Here is a 1,286-nt window from a genome sequence, read left to right on the forward strand (position 1 = left end):
CCAAATCGGTGAACCCGGAACGCCTGAAACAAAACCTGGCCGCCGCCGAGCTGTCACTCAGTGACGCAGACATGGACGCCATCGGCGCACTGGACAAGCATCGCCGCTACGTGGACGGCGGTTTCTGGGCACAGCCGGGCAGCGATTACACCCTTACCAATCTTTGGGATGAGTAGGGCCGTACGCCAGGGAAACTCTGAAAAACGCCAGCTCGACGGTGGGAAACGATGCTTGCATCGCGAAAGACTCTGTCACACAACGCCGTTATTCGTGATGCAAGCATCACTTCCCACAGAAAATCAGGGCGACCAGGGGGTTACAAAGGTTCCCTAAACAAAACGCCGACTGTCCTGTAACGACATGGCCGATCCCGGCATCTACTGGTATTCCTTACCCATACCTCGATACCCGTACTGACAAGGATCGGCCATGGATTACCTGCGCACCCCGGATTCCCGCTTTGAACGCCTGCTCGACTACCCCTTCGAACCGAACTACGTGGATGTGGGCGGATTACGCATGCATTACGTGGATGAGGGGCCGACCGACGGCAAACCGGTGCTGATGCTGCACGGGGAGCCGTCCTGGTCCTACCTGTACCGACACATGATTCCCATCTGCGCCGCCGCCGGCCATCGCGTGATCGCCCCGGATCTGATCGGCTTCGGCAAATCCGACAAGCCCACCGACATCAATGCCTACAGTTACCAGAACCACATGGACTGGGTGAAATCGCTGCTCGACCAGCTGGATCTCACCGAGATCACCCTGGTCTGCCAGGATTGGGGATCACTGATCGGACTGCGCCTGGCCGCAGAAAACGAATCACGCTTTCGCGCCATTGTGGTGGGCAACGGCATGTTGCCCACCGGTGATCAATCGGTGCCGAAGGCCTTTCATCTGTGGAAGAATTTCGCCATCTACAGCCCGGTTTTTCCCATCGCCCGGATTATCGGCAGCGGCACTTTCAAGACATTAGGGCCAGATGAACGCCGGGCTTACGACGCGCCGTTCCCCAATAAAAAATTCAAGGCCGGCGCCAGAGCCTTTCCCAAACTGGTGCCAGTAAGCCCGCACGATCCGGCCAGCGACGCCAACCGGGCGGCCTGGAAAATTCTGGAGCAATGGCAAAAACCCTTCCTGACCACCTTCAGCAACGGCGACCCGATTACCCGTGGCGGGGACAAATACATGCAGGAGCGCGTTCCCGGCGCCCAGGGGCAGCCGCATCAAACATTGGTGGGCGGGCATTTCCTGCAAGAGGATTCCCCGGTGCAGTTTGCCCA

Annotated in this window: 1 protein-coding gene; it reads left to right on the plus strand. The window is 58.6% G+C overall.

Going from position 1 to position 1,286, the window contains the following annotated elements; translation table 11 throughout:
• Positions 1-429: 429 nt before the first annotated feature.
• On the plus strand, positions 430-1,286 hold an 857-nt coding region (locus tag A3754_RS24870; RefSeq protein ID WP_063521634.1), incomplete at its 3' end, for a haloalkane dehalogenase.

The organism is Alcanivorax sp. HI0083, from assembly GCF_001635175.1.